The organism is Amycolatopsis sp. cg5 (genome assembly GCF_041346955.1).
Taxonomy (GTDB): Bacteria; Actinomycetota; Actinomycetes; order Mycobacteriales; family Pseudonocardiaceae; genus Amycolatopsis.
On record NZ_CP166849.1, the window covers coordinates 4,148,795 to 4,167,896 of the forward strand.

The 19,102-nt window shown below is 70.0% G+C and carries 9 protein-coding genes; 5 read left to right on the top strand and 4 right to left on the bottom strand.

Annotation, left to right across the window (positions count from 1 at the left end):
- Window positions 1–9: 9 nt before the first annotated feature.
- Window positions 10–1,545 (bottom strand): FAD/NAD(P)-binding protein, encoded by a 1,536-nt coding sequence (locus AB5J62_RS18735; protein WP_370949510.1) that lies wholly within the window; start codon window positions 1,543–1,545, stop codon window positions 10–12.
- Between the two features lie 293 nt (window positions 1,546–1,838).
- On the opposite strand from AB5J62_RS18735, the gene AB5J62_RS18740 reads away from it, so the two are divergent.
- Genes AB5J62_RS18740 through AB5J62_RS18760 form a run of 5 tightly spaced genes read left to right on the top strand, consistent with a single transcriptional unit; the run spans window position 1,839 to window position 5,848 of the window.
- Window positions 1,839–3,287, top strand: a complete 1,449-nt coding sequence (locus tag AB5J62_RS18740; protein WP_370949511.1) for an aldehyde dehydrogenase — start codon at window positions 1,839–1,841, stop codon at window positions 3,285–3,287.
- Between the two features lie 17 nt (window positions 3,288–3,304).
- Complete coding sequence (locus AB5J62_RS18745) at window positions 3,305–3,865, top strand: 2-keto-4-pentenoate hydratase (RefSeq protein WP_370949512.1); 561 nt, start codon at window positions 3,305–3,307, stop codon at window positions 3,863–3,865.
- A 44-nt stretch (window positions 3,866–3,909) separates the two neighbouring features.
- Entirely contained in the window at window positions 3,910–4,659 is a 750-nt protein-coding gene (locus tag AB5J62_RS18750) for a 2-keto-4-pentenoate hydratase (RefSeq protein WP_370950293.1), read from the top strand.
- The gene (locus AB5J62_RS18755) at window positions 4,659–4,871 is read left to right on the top strand and encodes a 4-oxalocrotonate tautomerase family protein (protein WP_370949513.1); all 213 of its coding nucleotides are present in this window, start codon (window positions 4,659–4,661) and stop codon (window positions 4,869–4,871) included. Before AB5J62_RS18750 ends, AB5J62_RS18755 begins: the two co-directional genes overlap by 1 nt.
- The gene (locus AB5J62_RS18760) at window positions 4,868–5,848 is read left to right on the top strand and encodes a VOC family protein (protein ID WP_370949514.1); all 981 of its coding nucleotides are present in this window, start codon (window positions 4,868–4,870) and stop codon (window positions 5,846–5,848) included. The genes AB5J62_RS18755 and AB5J62_RS18760 overlap by 4 nt, the downstream gene beginning before the upstream one ends.
- Here the strand turns inward: AB5J62_RS18760 and AB5J62_RS18765 are convergent.
- From AB5J62_RS18765 to AB5J62_RS18775, 3 genes are all read right to left on the bottom strand, one after another.
- Window positions 5,825–6,367: an N-acetyltransferase family protein gene (locus AB5J62_RS18765; protein ID WP_370949515.1), complete on the bottom strand. Its 543-nt coding sequence runs from the start codon at window positions 6,365–6,367 to the stop codon at window positions 5,825–5,827. The two genes, AB5J62_RS18760 and AB5J62_RS18765, sit on opposite strands and share 24 nt — an antisense overlap.
- 128 nt (window positions 6,368–6,495) lie before the next feature.
- Window positions 6,496–12,339: an RHS repeat-associated core domain-containing protein gene (locus AB5J62_RS18770; protein ID WP_370949516.1), complete on the bottom strand. Its 5,844-nt coding sequence runs from the start codon at window positions 12,337–12,339 to the stop codon at window positions 6,496–6,498.
- 17 nt (window positions 12,340–12,356) lie between these two features.
- Entirely contained in the window at window positions 12,357–19,055 is a 6,699-nt protein-coding gene (locus AB5J62_RS18775; protein WP_370949517.1) for a LamG domain-containing protein, read from the bottom strand.
- Window positions 19,056–19,102: the final 47 nt, after the last annotated feature.

Here is a 19,102-nt window from a genome sequence, read left to right on the forward strand (position 1 = left end):
TCGCTCCAGTCAGGCGACGTTCTGCAATGCGGTGGGTTCCTGGGTGACGGCGCCGGCGATGTCGTAGGCCCGGTCGACGAGCGAGGGCAGGCCGAAGGTGAAGAAGAGGCTGCCCGAGGCGAGGTCGCCGAGCGCGTACAGCCGCGGATCCGCGACGCCGTCCACGGTCAGCCTGCTCGTCGCCCGCTCCACGTGGACGCCGCCGCGCGGGTGCTGCTCGGCGAGCCCGGCGTCGCGCAACGAGGTGATCAGCGGCTGCGCCTTCGCCGGGATCTTGTCGGCCGGCACGTTGACCGCGTTGATCACGTAGTCGGCGTGCAGCGGCCCGGTGTCGGTGGTGATGGCGAACCCGCCGTCCGGATCGGCTTCGACGTCCCGCAGCCCGGCGCCGATCTTGAGCTGGCCGGCGTCGATCAGGCCGAGCAGCTTGCTGCCGGTCGTCGGCGGCATCGGGCAGCAGACGCTCATCACCGCGCGATAGTGCTGGCGGATCAGCTTGTTCTTGTCCCGCTCGGTGAGGATGGGCCAGACGTCCGGCCCGGTCACCGGGACCACGCGCTGCAGGATGCGCAGCGCCAGGCTCGTCGAGTCGACGTCGGCGAGATGCCGCCGCAGCAGTTCGACCGGATCTTCGTTCTCCTGCCGCATGATCTCGTCGACCACGGTGTCGAGATCCTCGCCGGCGGCGGCGAACTCGGCCCGCATGACCGCGATGACCTGTTCCATCCCGATCCGGTCGCCGCGCGCGGCGATGGCGCGGAACGTCTCGGGCGTGAAGTGCTTGAGCTCGTAGGAAAACGGGCGCTGGCGGACCATCGGCAGCACGCCGCTGCGCGAGAGCAGCCGGATCCGGCCGCGGTGCGACCGCTGCGCCAGGCCGAGCACGACGTCGATCCCGGTCAGCCCGCTGCCGATCACCGCGACCTCGGCGTCGGTCGGGATGCTCGACAACGTCCGGCTGAGCGGATACGGCTCCGGGACGAATCCCGGCGCGTCGCCGAGCGCGTAGATGTCGGTCGGCTTGCCGCGCCCGACGCAGAGGACCGTGTGATCGGCCCGGTACTCGTTGCCGAACTCGGTCTCCAGCACCAGCCCGTCGCCGCTGCGCCTGGCGGCGAGCACGGATTCCCTGACCACGTGGATCCGCCAGCCCTGCTGGCGCAGCTTCGCCAAGATCGCCATCGCGGACTCGGCGAGGTAGTCGCCGAACAGCCCGCGCGGCACGAACCTGATGCCACAGAAGGGATCCAGGTAGTCCTGGCCGCCGCCACGATCCGCCAGCCACTCGCGGAACACGGTCGTGTCGCCGAACCGCAGCGACATCCCCTCCGGCGGGATGTTGACCCGCACGGTCTCCAGGTCCAGCTGGAACGCCCGGCCCCGCCACAGCTGGCACGAGGTCTCGAAGACCGTGATGCCGCCCGGTTCGCCGTCCGACTCGGCGAGCGCGTCGAGCAGGCAGACGGCGGAGACGCCACCGCCGACGACGGCGATCTGGCGGCCCTCGTCGCGCGTGGACGTGCCGGTTGCTCGTGGGTGTCTCATCGACTCTCTCATCGTCTCCGGCGAAATGCCGCCATTGTCGAATAAAAAGAAATCCCAGAACGCCGGAAATCCGGCGGTATCGCCGGGCGAACCCCCGATTGTTCTCCCTGGCACGACGGTACCGCGCTCGCGTGTCCGCTCGACAGGCCGATTCTGCCGAACCGCAGATTTGAAGAGACCGGGAAAGTTGGAAAGTCCTAAAGACTGCCTTAAGACGCCTTGACCTGATCAGTTCCGCCTGCGTTTACTGTGCACGTTCGGCGCTGCTCCGCTCGAATTCGGAGATTCCCCGCATGAGCATTGATATTCGGCATCTCATCGGCGGCCATTCGGTCGAATCCACCGGTGGTGACACGTTCGAGACCAGGGACCCGCACGACGGATCGCTGCTGGGCACCGTCGCCCGCGGCACACCCGCCGACGCCGAGCGCGCGATCGAAACCGCGCGCGCGGCCTTCGACGAAGGCCCGTGGCCGCGGATGTCACCCAAGGAACGGCACAAGATCCTGCACGCGGTCGCCGACGCGGTCGAGGACAACCTCGAAGAGCTGGCGATGCTGGAGACCCGCGACAGCGGCAAGATCATCACCCAGTCGCGGCACGCGGACATCCCGCGGACCGCGCACAACCTCAGGTTCTTCGCCGACTACGCGGCGATGGCGGGCAACGAGGCCTATCCCGACGGCGACCTGTTGTCCTACACGCTCTATCCGCCCGCGGGCGTGGTGACGGCGATCAGCCCGTGGAACGCGCCGCTCATGCTCGCCAGCTGGAAACTCGCCCCGGCGCTGGCTTTCGGGAACACCGCGATCCTCAAGCCCGCGCCGCAGACCCCGTTGACCGCGGCCCGGTTCGGTGAGCTGGCTTTGGAAGCGGGCCTGCCGGAAGGCGTGCTCAACATCGTGCACGGCTTCGGCGGTGACGAGGTCGCGGGCCCGCTCACGACCGACCCCCGGGTCGATCGGATCACGTTCACCGGCTCGACCGCGACGGGCGTACGGATCCTGCGGGCGGCGGCGCCGAACCTGACGCCGGTCTCGGCCGAGCTGGGCGGGAAGTCGGCCAACATCGTGTTCGACGACGCCGATCTCGACGTCGCGGTGCCCGAGTCGATCAGGGGGATCTTCGCGGGCAACGGGCAGATCTGCTTCTCGGGCTCGCGGTTGCTGGTGCAGCGCGGGATCCTGCCGGAGTTCCTCTCGCGGTTCACCGAAGCGGCGGCGAAGATCGTGATCGGTGACCCGAAGGACCCGGCGACGACGCTGGGTCCGCTGATCGAGCAACGTCATCTCGACAAGGTCCACGGCTACGTCGAACTCGCGCAGCGCGAAGGCGGCTCGGTGCTGACCGGCGGCGCGCCGCTCGGTGGCACGGGGTTCTACTACCCGCCGACCGTGATTTCCGGGCTGGGCAACGATTCCCGGACCGCGCGCGAGGAGATCTTCGGCCCGGTCGAGACGGTCATCCCGTTCGACACCGAGGAGGAGGCGCTGCGGCTGGCGAACGCGAACGCGTACGGCCTGTCCGGGCTGCTGTTCACCACGAATCTCGACCGGGCCCATCGGATGGTCGCGCGCTGGAAGGCGGGCACCGTCTGGGTCAACTGCTATCTGGTCCGCGACCTGCGGCTGCCGTTCGGCGGCGAGGGCATCAGCGGCCTCGGCCGCGAGGGCGGGCAGTTCTCGCGCGAGTTCTTCACCGAGCCGCGCGCGGTCACACTTCGCATCCGCCCGGCCGCGTGAGCCGAGAAGGGGAAATCATGGAAACGAGCGTTGTCGCCGCGGGCTATCGGCTCGTGGGCGGGTCGACGGAGGCACGCCGCAGGCTCGGACTGGCGGAGCCGACTTTCGGGACGCTGTCGGCGGACGCGTTCCACGTGGAGGGGTTGCCGATTCCGTCCGCGGGCACGGCCGAGGCGGGGATCGCGTTCGTGCTCGGGTCGAGGCTGACGGGTCCGGGCGCGACCGTCGCGAGCGCGCTGCGAGCCGTCGAGTTCGTGCTGCCCGTGCTGGAGATCGCGGGCGCCGTGGTGCTCGGCGCGACCCCGGCGCGAATGTCCACTGTGGATTTAAGGCTGGCCGGATGCGTGCTGTACAAGCGAGGTTCGGTCGCCGCGACCGGGGCGGGCGGCGTGGTGTTCGGGTCGCCGTTGAACGCGCTCGTCTGGCTCGCGAACACCGTCGGCGTGCTCGAACCCGGACAGGTCGTGCTCTCCGGCGCGCTCACCCCGCCGGTCGAGGTGGCGCCGGGCGACAGCGTGCTCGCGAGCGTCGCGGGCCTGGGCAGTGTCACCGCAATTCTTTCGGGGGAGCAGTCATGAGTCTGGAAATCCGTTCGGGCGACTTGAAACGCGCCGCCGAGGTCATGCTGGCCGCCGAAGCCGACGTGACCGCACGTGGCCCGATCACCGCGCAGTGGCCCGACCTCGACCTCGACACGGCGTACGCCGTCCAGTACGAGGCACTGCGCCAACGGCAGCGCCGTGGCGAGACGCTGATCGGCGTGAAGCTCGGGCTCACGTCCCGCGCCAAGCAGATCCGGATGGGCATCGACTCGCCGTCGCTGGCCTGGCTGACCGACGCCATGGTGCTCCCGGCGGGCGAACCGTTGCCGCGCGCGCAGCTAATCCACCCGCGCGCCGAACCGGAGATCGTGTTCGTCATGGGGGAGCGGCTGGCCGGACCCGGTGTCACGGCGTCAACGGCGCTGAAGGCCGTCGATCGGGTCTACGGCGGCGTCGAGATCATCGACAGCCGGTTTCAGGACTTCAAGTTCACCCTGGCCGACGCGGTCGCCGACAACAGCTCGTCCGGCCTGTTCGTGCAGGGCCCGGTCGGCAGGGACCCGCTGGGCCTGGACCTGTCACACGAGGCCTGCCTGCTCGAAGTCGACGGCGAGATCGTCGACGCGGCCACCGGCGCCGCCGTCCAGGGCCACCCCGCGGAAGCGCTCGCGCTGGCCGCCAACCATCTCGGCGCACGCGGCCTCGCGATCGAAGCGGGCTGGATCGTGCTGACCGGCGGCATGACCGACGCGGTCCACGTCCGGCCGGGCGCCCGCGTCGCCGCGCACTTTTCCCACCTCGGCAGCATCACGATCCCCGGAGGCGAGTAATGCCGTTGATCGACGTGAGCATCGGCAGCGGCCGCACCCCGGAACAGATCCGGCGGCTGATCACCGAGCTGACCGAAGCCACCCACCAAGCCATCGGCGCACCGCTGGCGAACATCCGCGTGATCGTCAGGGAGGTCGACCCGAACCTGTGGGCGGCCGGCGGGGTCACCATCGCGGAGCGCCAAGCGGCCACGGAAAGAGAGCAGCCATGACGCACCACGACATCCGCCACGAGATAGCCCACCTGGCACGGGTCGAGATCCACACCCCCGACCCCGACGGCACGCTGTGGTTCTTCAAGGACCTGCTCGGTATGTACGAGACCAGGCGCGAGGGCCAGTCGGTCTACCTGCGCGGCTACGAGGACCCGTACCAGTGGAGCCTCAAGGTCACCGAGGGCCCGGTCGCGAAAATGGACCACGCCGCGCTGCGCACCTCGTCCCCCGAGGCGCTGGAGCGCCGCGCGAAGTCGCTCAAGGACGGCAACCTCGAGGGCAGGTGGTCGGACGGCGAGTTCGGCTACGGCAAGACCTACGAGTTCACCACCCCCGACGGCCACGACGTCCGTCTCCTGTGGGAGGCCGAGAAGTACCGCGCGCCCGACGAGCTGAAGAGCAAGATCCTGACCAGGGCGTCGAAGAAGCCGTTGCGGGGCATCCCGATCAAGCGCATCGACCACCTGAACCTGCTGGCCAGCGACGTCACCCCGGTCAAGCAGTCCTTCGAGCGCCACCTCGGCATGCAGACCCGCGAGCGGCTCGTCGACGGCGACGTCGAGGCGGGCGCCTGGCTCAGCAGCAACATCCTCGGCCACGAGGTCGCGATCATGCGCGACGCACTGGGCGCGCGCGGCAGGCTGCACCACGTCGCCTTCTACTACGGCAACCCGCAGCACAACGCCGACGCGGCCGAGATGTTCCGCGAGTACGACATCGTGATCGAGGCGGGCCCGGACCGGCACGGCCTCAGCCAGGGCGCGTTCCTCTACGTCTTCGAACCCGGCGGCAACCGGATCGAGCTGTTCGGGGACTGCGGTTTCCTCGAGCTGGAGCCGGATTTCGAGACCAAGACGTGGACGATGGACAACATCGACGTGGTGACGGCCATCGGCGGGACCAACCTGCCGCACGAGACCTTCTTCACCTACGGCACCCCGCCGCAGCCGTCAGTTGGCGAGGTCGCCGCCTGACAGGTCGTGGTGGAGCCGCCGTTCGTGCAGCTCGACACCTTCGATGCGGGTGTCCACCTGGGTCCGCCCGGTATCGGTCCACCCGGTGCTCCGATAGAAGCCCAGCGCGCGCTCGTTCGTGTCGAGCACCCACAGGCCGGCGTGCTTGAAACCCTGGGACCGCAGTCGGTCGAGCGCGACGGCGTGCAGGTCGGTGCCGACACCGAGCCGCCAGATCTTCGGATCGAGGTAGAGCGCGTAGAGATCACCGAGCGTCGGATCCTCGGCATCGGCTTCCACGAACGGGGGACCGGTCGCGGCGAACCCGACGACCGCGCCCGCACTCATCGCGACGACCATGTCGATGCGCGCGGGCCGGTTCGCGAGGACGTCCGCCCAGTACCGCTTCCGGTCGTCGACGGACAGGTCCGCCAGCACCTCGTCGGGCATCAGCCCGCGATAGGCCGCACGCCAGGATCGAACGAGCAGATCACCGATGCCATGGGCGTCGGAGACCCTCGCGTCACGGAACTGGACCATGCCACCGATGCTTCCACACACTCGGCGTCATGCGCGGTAACCCCGGTGTCGTGCGCGTTGCGGCCGGGGGTCGTGAGTGGTACGGCCGGTTCTAACCGGCCATACCACTCACGACCCCAACGCCGGGGTTACTTGCCGAAGAGGAAGTTGTAGACCGGGGTCGAGATGTTCTGGCAGACCCGGCACACCGGTTCCTTCATGTCGAAGAACCGACCGGACGTGGCCGCTTCGGTGCCGAGTGAGACTCCTTCCAATTTCTGGATCGGCGAGCTGGTCTTGCCGATGTGCCTGCCGAAGCCGAGTCCGGCCGAGTACAGCCCGGAGTCGCTCTTGCTGACCCCGATCTCGGTCGGCCCGACCGGCACTCCGTAGTACTCGCCCTTGCCGCCGAGGTCCTCGATGGACCCTTGCGCGAGCTTGGCGCCGAGGCCGTAGTTCGCGCCCGTGTCGCCGGAGATCCCGGCTTTCCCGGTCGCCGACCAGCCGACGCCCTGGTCGTCGATCGCCACGCACACCTCGCCGCCGATGCCCGCGACCATGTGGAAACCGGCGCCGGCGCAGACGGCGAAGGTCGTTCCGTGCGGCCGGAAGCAGACGTCGAGCATGGCCGGGTTCATCGCGCAGTTCGCGAGCGCGGTGACGTCGTCGTAGGCGTGTGCCACCTTGTACGCCTTGTCCTTCTCCTCCTGCGCGCGCCGCTTCTGCACGTCGATCCGGTACTGCTTGCCGGTCGCGCGCTGCAGTTCGCCGTAGGCCTCCATGCAGGCCAGGGCCGCCGCGTCCGTGCCCTTGATGGTCGAGCCCGGGTCACCCGCGCACAGGTCCTGGATCACCCAGGTCTCGAAGTTCGGCCCGATGCCGGTTTCGGCCTGGTCGCGCCGGGACACCGTCTGGGGCGAGACCTTCTGCCTGGCGGGCGCGGCCGACGATTGCCGTTGCTGCTGCTGGAGCGTCACGACCGGGGTGTGCTGCGGGAAGTCGCCTGGCCGGTTCGGGTTGAACGCGGACGGGGTCTCGTCGCGGTGGCTGTAGAAATCGCAGCTGTCGCAGTACAACCCGGACGGGTCGCTGAAGGAGATCGGGTTGTTGTTGCTGTAGGTGTACCCGTTCAGCTGCTGCGAGTCGGCCGCGTTCAGCACCGGGTCGACCGAGATGAACCGGCCGGTGTCCGGGTCGTACTCGCGGGCGCCGAGGTGGGTGAGCCCGGTGCCGGCGTCACGGACACCGCCGACGAAGCCGCGGTCGCCGGGGAACGCCGTCGCCGCGCCGCGTCCGCCGCCGAACGGCAGCTGGTCGCGGCGGACGACCTGGAGCGAGCCGGAGTCGATGGCGACCTGCGGGGTGCCCTGGTGATCACCTGCCAGCCAGGTCAGCGCGCCACGGCCCTGCCGCATCGCGACCGTCTTGCCGCCGAAGCCGTAGTAGCGGGTGACGGTCGGGTTGCCGCCCGAGGCGTTGAGCCGCAGCTCTTGCCCGCCCAGGTACAGCGTCGTCGCGTCCGGTGCGCGGCGGATCAGGCGGTCGTCCTCGGCGTCGAAGAGGAACGAGGTCGACTTGCCTGCCTTGGCGACCGAGGCCAGCCTGCCTTCCTCGTCCCAGGTGTACTGCTCGGCCGCGCCGCCTGCCGTCTTGGTCTTGAGGTTGCCCGACGCGTCGTAGTCGTAGGTGTCCTGGGTGTTGACGCCGGGGCCCTGCGTGCTGACCGAGCTGAGCGCGTGCGGACGGCCCGGCAGCTCGGTGGCGTAGGTGCGGATGGTGTCGCCCGCTGCCGCGTGCCGGGTCTCGGTCTTGCGGTTGCCGGACTGGTCGTAGGTGTAGGAGTGCCAGTACGGCGCCGGGCCCGCGGTGCCCGGTGCGTTGCGGCAGCCGTCGGTCTCCGACCAGGTGCTCGGCGCGGCCGTCCAGGCCTCGGTGACCCGGAGCAGCTTGTCGGCGCCGAAGCACTGGACGTCGCCGGTGGTCGCCTCGGCGATCGAGGTGATCAGGCCGACCTTGTCGTAGGTGAAGCGGACGTCCGACTGCATCGGCGCCGGGACCTCGGCGTCCACAATGGACCGCTGTAGCCGTCTGGTGTCGCCTTCGTAGTACTGGGACAGCCAGGCCCGCTTGGTGCCCTCGCCGAGCTGGAGCCTGGCGAGTTCGCCGTAGCGGGTGTAGTCGGTGTTCGAGACGAGCGCCGTGGTGGCCCCGTCGTAGCCGCCGGAGCTGCTCTTCAGCTGGCCGGCGTCGTCGTAGACGTAGTTGACGGTCTCGGCGGGCAGCTCACCCGCCGCCGCGAACGAGGAGCTCGACAGGCTGCCGTCCGGGTTGTAGCCGGCGTAGCTGTTGTACGTGCCGGCGAGCAGCCCTTCGGTGGACGGCACCACGGTCGACGTTCCCGTCGGCCGGTACGCCGCGTCGTAGCTCAAGACCTTGTTCACGTAGGGCTTTCCGCCGACCCAGCGGGTCGAACCCGCGGGCTGGCCCTTGCCCTTGACGACCGTGTCGTACGTCCACTCGGCGAGTTTCGTGGCGCCAGCCGACTTGGTGGTCATCCGGCCGAGCGCGTCGTAGGCGAAGCCGAGCGTGGTGCCACGCGCGTCCTTGACGGTGGCGAGCCTGCCGCCGTCGTCGTAGGTCATGAGCGAGGTCCCGGTGTCCGGGTCTGCACTGGACGTCTTGCGCCCCAACAGGTCGTACCCGCTGCGCCACACCGCGCCGGTGGCGTCGGTGACCGTGTCGGGCTGGCCGGCCTTGGTGTAGGTGTACTTGGTCGCGTCGAAGGTGCCGTCCGGGGTGCCGGACCGGTAGACGCGCCGTTCGGTCGTGCGGCCCTGCGCGTCGACGATCGTGGTGGACGCCGCCGCGCCGGGCGGCGGGGTCGTGTGCACCCGGTCACCGCCGTACGCCTTGCTCGTGCGCCACTTCTCGAACGCGCCGGAGAAGTAGATCGACGCGTCCTCACGCCCGGCGCCGTCGTAATGGGAGCGGGTGTGGCCGGGGATCTTCTCGTCGCCCGCCACCCAGAGTTCGGTGTCGACGGCCGCGTCGTTGAAGTAGGGCTGGGTGGACTTCCAGTCCCGGCCCTGCGAGTCGTAGCGGATGTCGGCGAGCAGCCTGCCGCCGCCCGGTGCCGGCGCCTGGACCTGCCGGATCCGCAGCAGCCCGTCGTAGATGGCGACGCCGGAGATCTCGTTGCCCTTCGGCCCGATCTTGCTCGACGTGATCGCCGACGGCCCGTCGCCGCGCACCAGATAGGTGTGGCGGACGCTGGGCGCGTTCGGATGCGCGGCCTTCGTCCAGTCCGGCAGCCAGACCTTGGCCGTGCGGCCCAGCGGGTCGTAGCCGGTCTCGGTCTTGCGGCTGTTGGGGTCGTTGACCAGTACGGCCGATCCCCACGCCGGTTCGAGCGTGGTGGTGGTGACCAGGCCCGCGGGCACCGCCGGGGTGGGCGGGCTGGTGGACACGGCCTGGGTCAGCGGGCCGCCGACGGCCGGCGTGTACGCGGTCTTGGTGACGTTGCCGAGCGCGTCGGTCGCCGTCGTCGCCCGGCCGTGCACGTCGTAGTCGGCGGTGCTGGTCGTGAGGTAGACCGGCCCGGACGCCGGACGGTCCTTGGCGACCTCGCTCTTCTTGAGGTTGCCGTTGCCGTCGTAGGTGCTGCGGGTGTCGGACAGCGCGTCACCGGGGAAGACCGCCGTCTGTCCACAGTGCACGGAGACGGTTTCGACGTGGCCGGGCAGCCGCAGCAGCCAGGCGTCGGTGTTGCGGGCGTACTCGGTCCGCGTGCACCGGTCGTCGTCGGCCGTGGCCAGATCGCCGAGGTCGTTGATCCGTGTCGGCATGCCCCGGTCGTCGTAGGTGGTCTCCGACCTGGTCGCGCGCCAGCCACCCGCCGCGAGCGCGGTGAAGCCGCGTTGGACACCGGCCTTGACGAGATACGCCTTGAAGGTGCCCCGCGTCGCGGTCGGGCCCTGGACCACGGGGTCGCTGATCGACTTGCTCACCCGTGGCGGGTCGGCCTGGTTCGACGGGCCCTCGCGCTCGAACGTCGAGGTCTCGAAACCGAAGCCCGCCAGCCAATCGGAGTCGGCCCGGGTGCCGCCCTCGGTGTCGGTCACGCTGGCCGGGCGGCTGCCGGACGGCAGTTTGTCGCCGTCCATGCCGCGGTAGAAACGCTGCTCGGTCATGGTGACCGGGCCCGCCGGGTCGTTCGGGGCGCCCGTGCGGACGCGGACGCGGCCGAAGCCGCGGAAGTCGTTCCAGGTCCGCTGGTCGTCCTTGGTGAACTCCGAGGTGTCGTAGTGCCAGGCCGCGCCGTCGAGGTACTCGTAGGCGGTGACCTGCTCGGAGAAGGTGGACTGGGGGATCGAGTCGACCTTGAGACGGTCCGACTGCGTGACACGGGCGACCACGTATTTGTGGAAGTAGTCCGTGCGCTCGGCGTGGTTCTTCTTGGCCCAGCGCACCGGGAAACAGCGCAGGGTGTTGGTCTCGGGGTTGGCCGGCGTCGGGCCGCCCGCCGCGCATTCCGAGGCGTACTGGATCGACGTCAGGCCACCGGTTTCCGATATCACGCCCGTGACGCGGTAGCGGCTGAGCGGTGAGACGCCGTCCTGGGGCAGTTCGACGCGGTTGTACATGGCGGTGCCCTCGAAGGTCACCGAAGGCATGTCGGCCGTGCCGCCGACCAGGCCGGTGTGCTTGATCCCCTTGAGCCAGAGCGCGGCCTTCTCGCCGTCACCGGGGTCGGGGAACTGGGTGTCGAGGTCCCAGCGGTCGACGTCGGAGAAAGCGTTGCCGCGCCAGACCTTCGTGGTGACCGAGGCGAGGCGTTTGGTCGACCAGAACGTCGGGGAGTAGTGGTCCTTGCAGGTCGCGGTGTCGCACTTGCCTTCCCAGAAGGTGTCCGGCCAGTTGTCCGGCTTGTCGGGGGCGCAGGTGCTGTCCTTCACACAGCGGTCGGACGTGGTGAACACGATCCGGCCGCTCGGCTGGGTCACGTTGTCGCGCAGGCCGTAGTCGATGTGGTCGAGGTAGCCGCCGCGCACGTACGGCACCGCGGCGTCCTTGAGGTTCAGGCCGTAGGAGTTGCCCTCGGTCTTGTAGAAGTAGCGCACGATGTTGCCGTTGCGGTCGACGACCTTGTCGAGCATCCAGCGGTAGGCCTGCACGCAGTGGGACGTGTCGAACGTCGCGCCGTGGCACGGCTCGTTCGCGTCGTCGCCGAACACGGGCACCGTCCAGGTGGACGCGGAATCGTTCTGGGAGCCGAAGAAGTACTGCGTTCCGTCCACTGTGGTGATACGCCAGTGCTCGCCGTCGTTGTCGCCGTTGCCGGCGCCGGTGAGCCGCTCGATGCGGGAACCGTCGTCGGCGCGCGAGCGCCATTGGCCGGTGGCGTCGTCACGGATGAGCGTGCCGCCGCCACCGCCGTAGGACGCGGTCGCGTTGTCGCTCTTCCAGCACAGGTCGCCGGTCTGCGGCGGCGTGGTGCCGCCGTCGGTGTCCGCCGCGCAGCCGCCGTAGGTCCGCTCGACGAAACCGGAGGACAGCGACCAGCCGTCGCCGACCCAGGACGGCTGGTTGTTCGTCACCGTCGTGCGACCGTCCACAGCGGACGATCGGTAGGACAGCGCGAGACTGGGTTCGAGACCGCCGGGCGCCGGCGGCACCCGCAGCGGATACGACCAGGTGAAGTCACCGGTGTGCGCCGCGACCGACCAGGACGCGGACGGGGACAGCGAGGTCGCCGTCGCCGTGCCGCCCCCTTCCTTGGCCGCCCGCGCGGGCTGGTCGCCGGTGAGGGTGCTGGCCGACGCCTGGTCGGCGCCGGGTGCCGTGCGCGTCTGCTTCGCGACCGGGGTGGACGGGACGTCCGGGAGGCCGACCGACGGACCGGCCGCGCTCGCGACCGGCGCCGTGATGGCCAGCACCACCGACACCGCCAACGTCTTGGCCAGCACGAAGGCCGTTCCGCGCCGTGCGCTCATTCTGCTGCTTCGGTTGTTCATGCTGACGGCACTTCCTTGATGAGGTAGCCCAGCGGGCCACGCACGGTCTGGCCTTCACAGTTCGATTCCGCCGAGACGAACAGCTCGCCTGCCGACGGACCGGACTTCAGCGCGCACTGGAAAATCTGCCGGCTCGCGCGCCCGGCGGGCGCCTCCGTCCACAGGTAGCCGACCCGTCCCTCGACGGTCTTGCCGCCACACGTGGCGTCGGCCGACAGGAACCGGTCCGAACCGTCCACACAGGACGTGAGCGCCTGGGTGCCCGCCTCGTTCGTCATGGCTATCGAGCCGAACGTGCCCTCGTGCCGATAGCCGGGCGGCACCCCTGCCGTGGTGACCGCGTGTTCGGCGATCCTCGGGTGGTAGTACCGGGTCAGCGGCGCGTACGCGAGCGTGTAGCCGAGTAAGCCGTCGACCGTTTTCCCTTCACAGTCGGCGGTGTTCGAGTCGAACCGCTCCTGACCGTTCACGCACCGGTAGAGCGGCACCGTCGCCACGCCGGACGGCTGGTCGACGTACACCCAGCCCAGGTCGGCGAGCTTGGTGAAGCCCTCGCACGCCGGGTCCATCGAGGTGAACGAGTCGACGTTGTTGATCAGGCAGGTGTACAGGCGCCTGGTGCCCGGCGCCTCGGCGTTGAGCATGGTGCCGAGCGGGATCTCGAAGCGGTACCCGGCCGGGACAACGCCGAACTGCTGCTTGATCCCGTCCGTCGAGTTGACCGACCGGTGGTCGCCCGCGGTGAGGAACCGGCCGAGCTGCCCGCCCGCCGGTGCCGGCCAGCCCGCCCGCTTGCGGATCTCGTCGTCGGGCACCGCGCCGAAGTCGGCGGTGACGTCGTCGATCGCGCCGGTGAACAGGCCCGTCGCCGCGCCGTTCGCCTTGCCACGGCCGATGGTGAAGCCACCCCACGCCTGCCACAGCAGCGTGTCGTTCCTCGTGCCGACCAGCTCGCCGTTGACGTAGAGCCGCAGCTGCCGCGCCGGGTAGTCGTAGACCCCGGTCAGGTGCGTCCAGGTGTTCAACGCGGGCGCCTGCAACGAGTTGGCGTACCGCAGCGGCGTGCTGTCCGCCTGATCCGCGTCCTGCGCGGCCGCGCCGAAGATCCACCGGCCCACCTCCGGCCGGTACTGCAGCACGAACCCGCTGTTGCGGTCGCCGTCCTGGCCGAGCACGGTGGCCACCTTGTCGGCGCGGGTGAGCTTCGCCCACGCCGCGACGGTGAAGCTGTCGCGCATGGGCACGCCGATGTACTGCGCCGTCAGCGAAGACGCCCCGTCCAGCTGCAGCGCCTTGTTCTGCACGCCCGCCGCGAACGTCGCGGTGCCGGTCACCGTGGTCGGGTTCTGCAGCCAGGACGAGTCCTTGACCGTGCCGTCGTCGAAGCGCCAGTTGCCGTGCGACGCGGGCGGGATGTCGTCGTGCACCCGGCGGACCTCGCCGTCGGTGAGCGGCCGGCCGTACGCGCGCACTTCCTCGATGCCGCCGGGGAAGTAGCACCCGTTGCCGGTGCCCCAGCGGCAGCGGCCGATCGAGAACTTCCCGTCGGCGGGCAGTATCGACACACCGGTCTGCACGCCGGACAGCGAACCGTTGACGTACAAGCGAAGCTGCCCCAGCTGCGCGTTGTAGACCACCGTGAGGTGGGTCCAGTCACCGACCACCGCCGCCTCGGACGAGAGCACGTAGTGCGATGAGAAGTTGGTCTGGTCCGTCTTCGGGACGACCACGCCCCACTTCTTCGCCGTCGGGTCGTACTGCACGGAGAACGGGCTGATCTGGTTCCCGTCCTGCCCGAACACGGTCACGTACCGCGAGCCGTCGGTGAGGTAGGCCCACGCGGCGACCGAGAAGCTCTCGCCGGTCTTCACCACGGGCCCCGCGGCCTCGGCGTAGGCCGAGGTGCCGTTGAACCAGCCGGTGTAGGCGTCGCGGCCGGTGTGCCAGCCCGCGCCGCTGGCCATGGTCGCCGTCCGGCCGAGCCCGGACGCGTCGGCCACCGTGGTGCCGGTGTTCTCGTCGAACTTCCACCTGCCCGCGTCGGCCACCGGCAGCTGCGCGCCGCCCGGCGCCGGATAACCCCGGTACAGCGCCGAAATCCGGTCCGCGGTCAGCGCGCCGCCGTACATCCGGACGTCGTCGACCGCGCCCTTCCAGTACCCGGTGTAGGCGCCCGCGTCACGGCCACGGCCGATCTGCAGCCCGCCGGTCGCCTGCCACGGGTTGAGCAGCGTGCCGTCGTCCTTCCTGGTCCCGTTGACGTAGAGGAAGATCGCCTTCGCGGAGACGTCGTAGACACCGGCCAGGTGCACCCAGGTGTCCAGCTCGCCGGGGATGACCTCGAGCGCGGCCTTGGTGACCGTGCCGTCCTCCTCCGGCATCTCGAACACCCAGTTGCCCAGGTGCCCGGCATCGTCGGCGACGTGCCCGAGCCGGAACTTGCTCGACGGCCGGGAGCCGCCGCCGTCCAGCGAGACCGCGCTCAGCATGCAGCGCGGCGTCACGTCGATGTCGCAGTCGTTGCCGTCCAGGCGGACCCAGGCCGACACGGTGAAGCTGGAGTCGGTCCGCACGTCGACGCCCGTGGTGGTCGCGGCGTCGTCGGTGCCGTCGAGCCGGACGGCGTTGCCGACCCGGCCCGCGGTGAACCCGGCGCCGCCGGTCAGCGTCGCCTGCTTGGCGCCTGCGGAGTCACCGCCCGCGGTGCCGCTGCCCTCGTCGAGCGTCCAGTTGTGGCCGAGGCTCACGTCCCGCCCGGCGAGGTTCTTGATCTCGCTGCCGAGCAGGGTCCGGCTGTACGCCGAGACGTCGTCGATCGCGCCGGGGAAGTAGTCGACCTGGGCGTTGTTCCACTTGCCCCGGCCGATCTGGAAGCCACCGCCCGCGTCGAAACCACCCGTGTGCGGCGCCGACGCGGCGAGCACGCCGTTGACGTACAGCTCGATCTGCTGCCGGTCCTTGCTGTACACCCCGGCGAGGTGTGTCCAGATCCCGCGCTGGATCGTCGGGCCGGTCGCCTGATCACCGGCGGCGTTCGCGTCCGAGCCCATCGCGACGAACGTCCACTTGCCCGAGATCGCCCGGAGCATGAACCCGCTGACGGTGTTCCCGTCCTGCGACAGCACGGTCGCCTGCGGTCCGGTGTCGTCCAGCCGCGCCCACGCGGTCACCGTGAAGCTCTTGTCGGTGGCGACGGCCTTGGGTGTGCTGATGTGCTGGCCGGAGCCGTTCAGCCGCACCGCCAGGTCGGCCGGGTCGGGCAGGCTGACCTGCCCCGCGGTCCAGTCGGGGCCGCCGGCGAGCGTGCCGGGCAGCTTCGACGTCCCGTCGGCCTTCTTGTTGACGTCCTCGGCGTTGCCGTCGAGCTTCCAGGTGCCCGCCGTGACGTTGTCCCTGCTGACCAGGCCACGCACCTCGTCCTGCGAGATCACCCTGCTGTACACGCGGACCTCGTCCACGGTGCCCGGCAGCCGTTGCGCGACCTCCCCGCGGATCTTCGCGCCGCTGATCCGGAAGGCACGCTTGGCCTGCCATGGCGTCACGCGGGTGCTCTCGCCGATCAGCTCGCCGTCGACGTAGAGCCGGATCTTGCCGGTCGCGGCGTCGTAGGTGCCCGCGAGATGGGTCCAGACGCCCGCGGGCGGCTGAGTCGAGGTGCCGACCCAGTTGTAGCCGACCGGAGTGTCCTCATCGGACTGCGGGAACACGAACACCCAGTGATTGCTCTGATACTGCAAGCAGAAGGAGCAGATCTTCTCGCCGTCCTGGCTGAGCACCGTGTACGAGCCGCCGTCCGCGCGATCGAGTTTCACCTGCGCGGCAACGGAAAAGCTCTGGTCGGTGCGCAGCAGCGGGCCGGTCGTGGTCGCCGTGTCGTCGACGCCGTCGAGGCGCAGCCCGCCCGCCACGGCGCCGTCCTGGGTGAACGCGGCGCCGTTCTCCAGCACCGCGTCGGCGCCGGTGGTCACGGCGTTGTGCGCGGTGGTGCCGTTGGTCTCGTCGAACTTGAAGTGCGCGAGCTGGACATCGGCCGCGCTGACCGACGACGCGATCTCGGCCGCGCTGAGCGCGCGGTCGTGGATCTGGACCTCGTCCACCCGCCCTGGCCAGTGGTCGACGGCCGCGTTGCCGCCCCAGATCGTGCGGCCGATCCGCACCTGACCGGCCGCGAAGCCGGGCTGGGCGGTGTACGGCGCGGTCGCGGCGAGCTTTCCGTTGACGTACAGGCGAATCTGCTGCGCGGCCTGGTCGTACACGCCCGCCAGGTGGGTCCAGGTGTTCAGCTGGGGCATGCCGGTCGGGGAGGTCGCCATCGCGATGCCCTTGTCCGAGGTGGTCGAGTTCGGCATGCCGAACACCCAGCGTGGATTGCTGCCGTCCTGCTCGGCGCGATACCAGAGCACGTAGCCGGGGAACATCGTGCCGTCTTGGCTGACCGCGGCCCTGGCGCCGTTCGACGCGCTCAGGTTCACCCAGGCAGAGACGGTGAACGCGGTGGTGTTGCGCACCGCGTTGGGCGCGCTGACGTAGTCGTCGACCCCGTCGAGCTGGACGGCCGAGCCGGTCGCGCCCTGCGCCGTGTACCCGGCGCCGTTGCCGAGCGTGCCGTGGCGGTCGCCGAGGAAGGCCGTGTCCTGCGCGTTGCCTTCGAAGGACCATTGGGCGAGCGGCCCGCTGCCGGCGCGGACGTAGAAGCGGTACGGCCGCGACTCGCTCTCGTGCCCGGCGCGGTCCACACTGCGCACGTACAGGGTGCGCGGCCCGTCACCGGGTGGCGTCAGCGAGACCGTCGCCGGGCCGCCCAGCGAGGTCGCGTCCAGCTTGGTGGCCGGCGGATCCTGCCAGCCGTACAGGTAATGGTCGATGTCGCCGACCCCGTTGGAGCCGAAGGTGAAGCCGCCCGCGACCTCCGAGCCGCCGTGCCACCGACCGTCCTCTGTGTACAGTTCGCTCGCCACCGTCGGCTTCTGGGTGACCGGGGTCCGGTCGACCGCGAACGTCTGGCCGTACGCCGGCCCGCTGGAGGTCACGCCGTCCGAGGAATGCAGCCACCAGCCGACGGTCTTCCCGTCGAGCCCGCTGGTGTCGACGACGGTGCTGTGCACGGCGCCGGAGGCCTGCATGCCAGGCTCGTCCCAGGACGCGACCTCGACCCCGTTGTGCGCGATCCGCCACTGCGCGCGGACCATGTCGCCGTCGGGATCGCTCAGGCTCGCCATCAGGCGGACCGAGTCGGCGCCGACGTAGGGCTTGCCCTCACACCAGCGGCAGGGCGCGGGCAGCGGCCCGTCGGTCGCGAGGTTCGCCGGGACGTACGGCGTGCGGTTGTAGGTGACCCGGAAGGTCATCTGGCCGGGATCGTACTTACGCCAGGCGTATTGGTCGTTCGAGTCCTGCGCCTTGAGGAAGAACGCGGTCGGCGAGCCCTGCTCGACCTCGCCGAGCGGGACGTCGATGCCCGCGTTCTTCCAGCCGGTGCAGCCACCCTGCACCGACGGCATCCAGCGCGAGGCGACCCGGCCGCCGTTGAGCTTGTTGTTCCACGTCATGCCGTTCCAGATCTCCGGGCCGACGTGGTAGAGGTCGATGATGCGGTCGGCGCAGGCCGGGCTCGACACGACGGTGGTGTCCAGCGTCGCGCCGATCACCGTCTTGTCCCACAGGAAGCCGGTGTCGTATTGGAAGTACGACCACGCCTCGCCGATCCCGTTGCACCAGCTCCCGCTCGGCGGCAGGTCACGCGGGCACTGCCCGACCTGCGCGTAGGTTCCGTCACCGCTGGTGTTCCAGTACGCGGTCCCGGAGTAGCCGGAAAGCACGGTCGCCCAGGCGGTCTTGTAGAACGTGTGCAACGTCGGGTCGACCGTGACCGGGTACTTCAGCGCCGGATCGGCCAGGAACTTCAGATCCGGCGCGAGCACCAGCGCTTCGTCCACAATGGACACACCAACGGCCGTGGTCTTGCCCGCGGCGTCCCACATGGTCGACGGCGGCGCGCTGAACAGCTCGGCGCCCGTTTCGTCGGCGGCGTGGATCGCGCCGCCGGAATCGACGGTCACCTTCAGGCCGTCCGCGCGCATGGCGAGCCGGATGGACTTGAGCGCCGGATTTTTGGCGGCTTCGGCGTTCTTGAGCACCAGATGCTGGCGGAAGCCGTCCCGATCGGCGTACATCACCAGGTCGGCACCGGGCATGACCTCGGCATAGGTCGCCGCGTTGCCGTCGAGCGTGGGGACCGGCAGCTCGGTCGGCCAGCGCAGCGTCAGCGTCTTGCCGTCGCGCCGCAGCGTGGCCAGCGGAGCGTTCCCGCCGGGGGAGAGCGCGAGGTCACCGTCGGCCGCCTTGGGCCTGATCGACCCGTCGGCCCGTCTGCCGAGCTCGGTGTCGATCTTCGCCCAGCCATTCTGCTGCCGGACGCGCACCGGCACGGGCGAGAGCTCGGCGGTCAACGTCCCGCCAGGGTTCGCGTAGACCGCGCGGGTCGGCGTCCGCTCGCCGGCGACCTCCACCCGGGAGCCCTGCCGCCAGGCCGCGGCCATGGCGGCCGGAGCGTCCGCCGCCTCGGTGACCGGGGCAGGCCGCGCGGGCTCGAACGGCGCGCTACCAGGCACGAGCGTCAAAACCGATCCGGTGAGAACAGCGACGGTCGAGAGCACGACCGTTTTCCGGGCACGATGAATAGACCATTTGTTCATGGTGTTTCCCCAGTTTCAAGGCATGAAAGCGCGTGCAGCCTAAGCAG